The following is an 8,223-nucleotide window of genomic DNA, read 5'->3' as shown; positions in this document are numbered from 1 at the left end:
GCCGATGCCCGAGTCGGAAGACGCGATCGATTTCGCAAGCCGTGTCGCAAGCATTGGGCAAGTGCATTTCAGCGGGGCCAAGGACGATGTCGTCCCGCCTGCGGTGGCGCAACGCTTCGTGAACGCCACGGGTACGCGGTGCGCCCAGGCGTTGACCGTTCCGGGCCTGGCGCACGACAGCGACTGGAGCCGGCGCTGGGCGGCACTGCTCGAAATCGTACCGACGTGCCGTTCCGGGGATGACCGGTCGGTCGGACGCTTACGTCCCAAATGAAAAAAGCAAGAGCAAAGCCCTGGCTTCGTGGATGGTTCGCCTCGGGCCATCACATTCACGGTTTCAAGAAACCTGTAAAACGTTCGTCGATCACGCGCTTGAACTCCGTCGATCTGTAGGCATTCGCGATGTCCTTCACGTATGGCCTGTTCAGATCGGCCGTGCGCACTGCGACGAGGTTCAGATAGTACGGCGGGATTTTTTCGAGCAACAGCGCATCCGTGAGCCCGAGGCCCGAAGCTAGCGCAAAGTTACCGTTCACGAAAGCGTAGTCGACGTCGTCCAGCGAACGCGGCAATTGTGCGGCTTCCAGCGGCACCAATTTGAGCTTGTGGGGATTGGCATCGATATCGCGTTCCGACGATTTCAACGGATCGACGCCGGGCTTGAGCGTCACCCAGCCAAGCTGCTGCAGCAGGATGATCGCGCGCGCCTGATTGGTGACGTCGTTAGGCAGGGAAACAGAGGCACCGTCCTTCAGTTCGTCGAGACGCTGGTGCTTGTGACTATATAGCCCGATGGGCGCGGTGGGCACCTTCACCACCTCTGACAGCGCGAGCTTGTGATCCGCCGAAAACCTTTTCAGATACACCTCGTTCTGAAAGGCATTGGCGTCGAGCGCGCCATCGGCCAGCGCGAGATTCGGCCGAACGTAATCGCTGAACTCGACGATCGTCACCTTGTAGCCCTCCTTCTCCAACAGAGGTTTGATGCCGTAGCGGATCTGATCGGAATACGGTCCGGCCGTCGCGCCGAAACGAATTTCCTTCTTGTCGGGATCGGCAGCATACGCGGTCACACTCACCGCGACCAATGCGCCAAGAGCAATCGCGGCCAAACGCGACCATGCGTGGTCAAAGACTTTCATCAGGTTCTCCTCTGCGCCGTTACGCCGGTGCTCGGCTCCGGCGACGGTTTGTCGGTCGTAGGCATGTGAGCTTACAAAAACGTCAACGCTTGCCAAACCAACAAATCAATCTTTGTTTTCTTCCGGGAACGGTATGTGGAAATCGCAAGCGCTGCTGACATGCTCGATCGGACGGGCGCTGCTACGTGAGATTGAGCGATTTTGCCTGTCGCGAAACTGTTCGAAGATGATGTTGCTCAGTTCGGCCTCTCGCGTCGATGCGCACCGCTTCTTCGAGCAGATCGGTTTCCGTGGCAACCGAAAGCGAGGCTTCGTCAAATACCGGAGCCAGTTCGGTGAAGCCACTTGAGGTTTACCGTCGCTCGTCGGCCAACAAGCAACTATCGGCGGTAGCACCCGATGCGAGCTACTTTGACTCGCTTCGTGCCGAGTGCTTTATCACCGGAGATGAAAATCCAAGCCTATCATCCTGATAGATAGCCCGGCAGGATGTCAACGAAGCGATCAGCTACTACGAGGAAGACGGCACGGGACAAGCTGCACTCACTCTGATCAAATATGTACGTTCCGACATTCAGAGCAAAAATAACGATGAGTAATCCGAAAAGCGAAATCGCCGGCCATGGCCCGGATGTCCTCGATACGTCCGCACGCCGCCGTTCGCTGTGGGCTGCCTGCGGCGCGCATGCCGTGCACGATGGCCTGACGGACGTCATCTATGTACTGCTGCCGATCTGGCAGGCGCAGTTCGGGATTAACTACACGCAGATCGGCATGTTGCGCGGCGCCTATTCAGGCGTGATGGCCGCTTTCCAACTGCTGGCCAGCCGTGCGGCCAGACATTGGGGGCGAGAACGCATGCTTGTGGGCGGGACCGCTATCGCGGGGCTCGCGTACCTCGTCGCCGGCCACGCTGGCGGGCTCTCGGTACTGATGATCGCGCTCGTACTTGGCGGGTTGGGTGCAAGCACTCAACACCCACTGGCCTCCTCGATGATCACTGATGCGTATGAGGCCGGCGGCGGCGTCAAGGAAGCGCTATCGCAGTACAACTTCTCCGGCGACATCGGTAAGACGTTGATTCCCGGGCTGGTCGGCCTGCTGCTGACCGTCGTGACCTGGCGTACCAGCGCGACGCTGATTGGTCTGCTCGGTGTGGTCTCGGCAATCCTGGTAGGGTCGCTCATTCCGTCAAACGGTATGGCACGCGCGACACGGGAGAAAACCCCGAAGGCGATCGTCGGCAAAGACTCAGCTACAGGCTTGCGAGCACTGCTCGCAACAGGCACGCTCGACAGCGCGGTTCGGATGGGGTTTCTTACCTTTCTGCCGTTCTTGCTGAAGAGCAAGGGCGCCGGCACGGCCGGTATCGGGCTGGCGCTGACGCTGCTGTTCGTTGGCGGCGCGTTCGGCAAGCTGTTATGCGGCTACCTGGGTGTGCGCATCGGCATGATGAAGACAGTATGGTTGACGGAGTCCGCGACGTCACTGCTAGTCCTGGCGACGGTGTTCTTGCCGCTCGCTTCAACGATGGCGCTGCTGCCTCTGCTCGGACTCGCACTAAACGGGACGTCGTCCGTTCTGTACGGAGTTGTCCCGGAATTGGCGGGCATCGGCAAACGCGAACGGGCGTTTGCGCTGTTCTATACGGGCACGATCGGCGGTGGCGCGCTGTCACCTGTGCTCTTCGGCAAACTCGGCGACCTCACGGGTATGCCGACCGCGTTGATCACACTCGCGGCGATCCTGTTGCTGACGCTACCGCTGTCGTGGTACGTGCAGAAGGGGCTCGACAATGGAGGCGCGCCTTCGCCGCGCCACAGCGGCTAATTCGGTGTCCGACCTGCCGTGAGCGCCCAGGCGAGCTTAACAAAGCGCTCGACGCAAGCCGACGGGAATGGCTCGCTCCACAACACGGTCTGTTCCAGTACACAGGGTTCGGCTAACGGGACGTAAGCGACACCGGAGCGTTGCAATGTCGACGTGAAGCCGGGCACGATCGCGACCCCGCGTTCTGCGGCCACTAGCGACACCACTGTCGCGATTTGCGATGCAGTCGGGCCCACTAGCGGAACGACACTGGCCCGCGCTGACAGATCTTCCAGCGCGGCGTTCAGGGCAGACCCGGATCCGGGTGGAAACGTGATGAAACGTTCCGAAGCAAGTTCGGCGAACGCAATCGTCTGCCGGCCCGCATACGGACTTTGCGCGGGCACCGCAGCAATGAGCGGCTCGCGTGACACGACGAGCGATCGAATGCGCTCGCCGGACGCTTTCGCCACGGACCAGCCAAACCCGATGTCCATCGCGCCATCGGTGATCTGCTGGCGTTGGCTGGCGGTCGATACCTCCCGAAATTCCAGCTCCACCTCTGGCATGTTGCGACTCACGTTGCGGACTATGTCCGAGAACGCATCGGACATCGGAATGGAACTCGCGTAGCCGATTACGATGCGGCCGACGAGACCGTGCATCATTTTGCGCGCAGTCGCTTCGGCCTCATTGACCGCATGGATCACGCGGCGTGCCTGTTCGAGAAATAGCGCGCCTTCCGGCGTTAATTGCACTGCGCGCGTCGAGCGGTCGAACAGCCGGATGCCGAGCTCGGCCTCGAGCGCCGAGATATGGCGGGTCAGCGGTGGTTGCGCGATGCGCAAGCGTAGTGCTGCGCGTCCGAAGTGCAATTCGTCGGCGGTGGTCACGAAATAGCGAAGGCGGCGCAGGTCGAGCATTCTTGTTCTTCCGGTATCAATGACAACCAAAACGGTATTGGCACTGGAGTCGCTCGATCGTCAGACTGTCACGTGAACCAGATAAGGCGTTATCCGTGAACGATATAACGATCAAGACAGCCCGAATTGCGTTTTTCCTTTGCGGATTCGCAGCCTTTCTCAATCTCTATTCGACGCAAGGCATTCTGCGCGAGCTCGCTGAGGCATTCCACGTAAGTGCGGAGCACGCCGGCCAAGGTGTCAGTATGACCACGCTGGCCGTTGCCATTATCGCTCCGTTCGTCGGCACGCTGGTTGCGGGCTTCGATCGCCGCAAGGTGATCTCGTGCGCCGCAATGGCGGTCGCACTGCCGGCTCTGTGGTCCGCTCATGCAGCGAGCTTTTCATCGTTCCTCGCGGCCCGCTTCGCGGCGGGCGTGCTGGTGCCATTCATCTTCGCGATCTCGATTGCGTACATCGGCGAGACCTTCACTTATGGCTCGGCAACTGAGATCAGCGCGCTGTTTGTTGCAGGCACGACGCTCGGTGGATTCGCGGGGCGCTTCCTCACCAATGTGTTCACGTCGATCTTTGGTTGGCGTCATGCGCTCGATATTGTCGCGTGGCTGTGCCTGGCGACGGGCCTGGTAATCTACGCCTGCTTGCCGACGTCGGGCACGACGCGCCCCGAAGCCGATGCTGTCGGTGCGTCCCGCCTAAGGCACATGACGCATGGCCCACTGCTCGCAACATGCTTGATCGGAATGTGCGTGCTTGCCTCTCAGGTTGCCACCTTCACGTTCGTCGGGCTGCGGCTCGCAGGTGCGCCGTTCAGGTTCGATACGGTCCAGATTGGTGCGATCTACGCGGTCTTTCTTGTCGCAATCGTCGTCACGCCGATTGCGGGCCGCATCGCAGCCAAGCGTGGGCCACGCGACGTTGCGCTCGCCGCTGCGGGGCTCGCGATCGTTGGTGCGTCGCTCACGATGTCGAACAACATGATCGCGATCCTGATCGGCCTTGCGCTCAGTTCGACTGCGGTGTTCGTCGAGCAGGCATCAGCCAACGCATTCATTTCTCTTAAAACACCTGGTGCGCGCTCGACGGCGGTCGGCATCTACCTTTCTTTCTATTACTTTGGCGGAAGTCTCGGCTCGATCTTGCCGGTCCCCGCATGGCATCACTGGGGTTGGGCAGGTTGTGTCGCATTTGTCGCCGGTGCACAGGCGATCGTAGGCATGCTCGTGTTGGTCGGCTGGCGGACGGGAAGCTATCTTGGCACGGGCAATCCGGGCTCATGTTGAATCGGTCTGCTTCGCTAATTTTGTTCAGTGGACATCCTGTGGACATGCCGCTGGACTGCGTGCCGACGAGCGACGCGCACCCGCGCTTCGATGAGTTGCAGGAAGCAGGCTTCAATGCAGAATCTACGCTCGACGGTAGCATCGAGGCCGTTGACGATGGTTATTTGACTTCGAATTTAAGGACGTACGAAGAATGAACACAAGGATCGTTCGTCGCGCCGCGTTAAGCCTGTTGCCGGCTATCGCCGCGAGCGTGATGGCAGCGTGCGGTTCGCCCGCCATGATGAGTTCTTCGATCACGACGTCTCTCGACGATGGTCGTAGCGGACTTATAACGTTCGCTTCAGTCACGCCCAGGAGTACCGGGGACTATCTCTCGCACTACGCCAACGGTGAAAAGGCTGTCATCACCGGGGAACTGAGCATGCCTGCCGACGGGCCGCGCGTCGTGCCCGCCGTGATCATCCTGCACGGAAGTAGCGGCGTGAATCGAGGTGAAGGGGTTTGGGCCCAGCGCATGAATGCACTCGGATATGCCAGCTTCGTCGTCGACAGTTTCACCGGGCGCGGTATCAGGAACACCGAAAAGGATCAGACGCAACTCGCAATGACAGCAGATATCGCCGATGCCTACGCCGCGCTACGTTTGCTGGCGACCGATGCTCGTATCGATAAAAACCGAATTGCGGTCATGGGCTTCTCGCGCGGCGGCGTCGCGGCGCTGTATTCAGCGTTAGAACCATTCCGCCTGGCCGCAATGGAAGGCGGCCTGCGCTTCGCTGCGCATGTCGCTTTTTATCCATCCTGCGGCATCTCCTATGAGTCGGCACATCTCGACGGTTCTCCCATCCTGATGCTGGTTGGCGGCAAAGATAACTACACACCAGCGGCCCCCTGCATTGCCTATGCCGACACACTCCGATCAAGAGGCGTGCCGGTCACCCTGAAAGAATATCCGGATGCTTGGCATGGCTTCGACAGACCAACGCGGGTGCATTCGATACCGCTTGCGACGAGCGCCCGAGAATGTCACGGTTCGTATGATCTCGATAGCAGGACGTTCACGATGGTTCGCAATGGCCTGACGCTCTCCGGCGCTTCAGCCGTGGCTGAGTCGAAGCGTTGCTTAACCACGGGTGTCACGCTTGGCGGAGATCCCGAAGCGCAGGCGAAATCCCCTGCTGAGGTCGCGGCGTTTCTCAACGCCGCTTTCGAATAGACGCGAGCGCGTTGAATTCCGATTCCCAAGTCCAGTTCACTCTCGTCAAGCACCACTTCTTCGACTCAGAATTGCCTCCCAACCCAGTGTGACCCGCGCGCTGGAAGGTCATCGGCCATCAATCTCCGAGCGACGCCATGTGCAAAAAGGCATCCAATGGCTGGTCCAACAGGGTATTGGGAATCGATCGGCCCTGGCGTCGCGCGCCGATCGTCCTGGCTCACCGCCCCGCAGCACTCCCCTCGAACAACTCGACATGCGCGTCAAACACGCGCTGTTGACGCAGCAGCGCATCGTCGAGGTGCGCCAGCAGCGCACTTTCCGCCGCATCCGGGTCGTGCGCGACCAGCGCATCGAGCACCCGCTGGTGCTGTGCCAGCGTCATCGCCCCTTCTTCCGGCTCGCGCGCCGTCACGTACCGCACGCGATCGATAGGCGCCCGGACCAAGTCGATCAATTGCAGGACCTTCGGCAGCCGAGCCGCTGCCCCCACCGCCGCATGAAATCGGTTGTCCTGCCGGATCGCTTCCACCGGGTCCTCGCGCTCGATCGCACGCCGGTGCACTTCGTGAATGTCGTGCAAGGTATCAAGCTCGCGCGCTGTAATCAGCTCCGCCGCACGGCGAATGCTCGCGCTTTCGAGGACGCGCCGGATCAACGCGCCTTCCGCGAACTGCTCGCGCAGCACCGGCGCGACAAACGTGCCGGACTGCGCCGCGATCGTGACGAGCTCTTCGCGGGCGAGCCGTTGCAGCGCCTCGCGCACCGGCGTACGCGAGATACCCAGCGTTTCGCTCAATGCGCGCTCGAAGATCACATCCGAGGGTAAAACGGCCATCGTAACGATCGCCTCGCGCAGCAGATCGTAAATTTGCGCGGACAGCGGCAGCGCGCGGTCGAGCGAGGTGGCGTGCGGCAGCACGCGGGCGATGAACTGCTCGGGATCGTTACGGGTTTTCATGAACCATGGGTACGTACCCAATCAAAGAATCATTTACGGGCTGTGGCGGCCGTGCGACTCATGCAATGGCCGTTTCAACGCACCCTCCAGGCAACCACTCACATCGGACGGCACGCAGAAACTCTCCCCATTCCGCCGTTCAACTAGTATATTAGTTGCCCAAGGCTGGCCGTCAACTCGGCTCGACCTTCTCGTCCCCTCGTGCGCCCCTTTGAGTTTTGCCGCACCGCCGCGTTGCGCGTGGACGTTCCAATCAGATCAAAAGGAGACAGCAAGTGCGTTCGTACCTCGCTTCTGCAGTGCTCGGATTTTGTCTCGTTGCCAACGGCGCGGCGCAGGCCCAAACCGCAGCCGCCGGCAGCACGGCGGCGATGAAGGTCGCGCTTTCCAACAATTACGCCGGCAACAGCTGGCGGCAAACCATGCTCAAGAGCTGGGCCGAAGTGGCGGACCCGGCCGTCAAGGCCGGCATCGTCGCGGCGGCGCCCACGTTCACGACAGCGGAGAATCAAGCCACCGAACAGGCGCAGCAAATCCAGAATCTGATCTTGCAGGGCTACAAGGCCATCGCCATCGACGCCGCCTCCCCCACCGCGCTCAACGGCGTGATCAAGCAGGCCTGCGCGGCGGGCGTGACCGTCGTCACGTTCGACGGCATCGCAACGGAACCCTGTGCGTATCGCATCGCCGTCGATTTTCATCAACTGGGGGCCATGCAGATCGACTACATGGCCAAACGGCTGAACGGCAAAGGCAATCTTCTCGAAATCCGCGGTTTGGCCGGCGTGTCGGTCGACGACGAAATTCACCGCGGCATCACCGACGAAATCAAAAAGTATCCGGGCTTGAAAATCGTGGGTTCCGTGCACGGCGATTGGACGCAAAC

The 8,223-nt window shown here is 60.7% G+C and carries 9 protein-coding genes and 1 pseudogene; 7 read left to right on the top strand and 3 right to left on the bottom strand.

The features are described from left to right. Positions 1–274 (top strand): annotated as a pseudogene (locus ACTHL0_RS24140) (hypothetical protein); the annotation flags it as partial. A 55-nt stretch (positions 275–329) separates the two neighbouring features. Here ACTHL0_RS24140 and ACTHL0_RS24135 read toward each other — a convergent pair. Then, positions 330–1,142, bottom strand: coding sequence for a MetQ/NlpA family ABC transporter substrate-binding protein (locus ACTHL0_RS24135; RefSeq protein ID WP_440569560.1), 813 nt, complete (start codon positions 1,140–1,142; stop codon positions 330–332). A gap of 133 nt (positions 1,143–1,275) precedes the next feature. Between ACTHL0_RS24135 and ACTHL0_RS24130 the strand changes: the two genes are divergently transcribed. Together ACTHL0_RS24130 and ACTHL0_RS24125 are read left to right on the top strand one after the other, a co-directional pair. Further along, positions 1,276–1,491: a GNAT family N-acetyltransferase gene (locus ACTHL0_RS24130; protein ID WP_440569554.1), complete on the top strand. Its 216-nt coding sequence runs from the start codon at positions 1,276–1,278 to the stop codon at positions 1,489–1,491. 242 nt (positions 1,492–1,733) lie between these two features. Further along, complete coding sequence (locus ACTHL0_RS24125) at positions 1,734–2,972, top strand: MFS transporter (RefSeq protein ID WP_440569552.1); 1,239 nt, start codon at positions 1,734–1,736, stop codon at positions 2,970–2,972. On the opposite strand, the gene ACTHL0_RS24120 is transcribed toward ACTHL0_RS24125, so the two are convergent. Next, entirely contained in the window at positions 2,969–3,874 is a 906-nt protein-coding gene (locus tag ACTHL0_RS24120; protein ID WP_440569550.1) for a LysR family transcriptional regulator, read from the bottom strand. The genes ACTHL0_RS24125 and ACTHL0_RS24120 overlap by 4 nt on opposite strands. A 104-nt stretch (positions 3,875–3,978) precedes the next feature. Between ACTHL0_RS24120 and ACTHL0_RS24115 the strand changes: the two genes are divergently transcribed. From ACTHL0_RS24115 to ACTHL0_RS24105, 3 genes are read left to right on the top strand one after another with little or no spacing between them, the layout of a single operon-like run. Next, on the top strand, positions 3,979–5,157 hold the full coding sequence (locus ACTHL0_RS24115) for an MFS transporter (protein ID WP_440569558.1): 1,179 nt from the start codon (positions 3,979–3,981) through the stop codon (positions 5,155–5,157). A 38-nt stretch (positions 5,158–5,195) separates the two neighbouring features. After that, positions 5,196–5,354: a hypothetical protein gene (locus ACTHL0_RS24110; RefSeq protein ID WP_440569548.1), complete on the top strand. Its 159-nt coding sequence runs from the start codon at positions 5,196–5,198 to the stop codon at positions 5,352–5,354. Beyond that, positions 5,351–6,376 carry a dienelactone hydrolase family protein gene (locus ACTHL0_RS24105; RefSeq protein WP_440569546.1) on the top strand — a complete coding sequence of 342 codons (1,026 nt, stop codon included), beginning with the start codon at positions 5,351–5,353 and terminating at the stop codon, positions 6,374–6,376. The genes ACTHL0_RS24110 and ACTHL0_RS24105 overlap by 4 nt, the downstream gene beginning before the upstream one ends. Before the next feature lie 220 nt (positions 6,377–6,596). Here the strand turns inward: ACTHL0_RS24105 and ACTHL0_RS24100 are convergent, their stop codons facing one another. Next, a complete protein-coding gene (locus ACTHL0_RS24100; RefSeq protein WP_440569544.1) occupies positions 6,597–7,337 on the bottom strand; it encodes a GntR family transcriptional regulator in 741 nt (246 codons plus the stop codon). A gap of 371 nt (positions 7,338–7,708) precedes the next feature. Between ACTHL0_RS24100 and ACTHL0_RS24095 the strand changes: the two genes are divergently transcribed. Continuing rightward, positions 7,709–8,223: substrate-binding domain-containing protein (locus ACTHL0_RS24095; RefSeq protein WP_440569556.1), on the top strand; the 515-nt coding region annotated here is incomplete at its 3' end.

The sequence above is a fragment of the Trinickia sp. genome, assembly GCF_051961175.1.
In the GTDB taxonomy this organism is placed as follows: Bacteria; Pseudomonadota; Gammaproteobacteria; order Burkholderiales; family Burkholderiaceae; genus Trinickia.
Note: the sequence above shows the minus strand (reverse complement) of the source record. Positions and strands in the feature narration are given on the sequence as shown.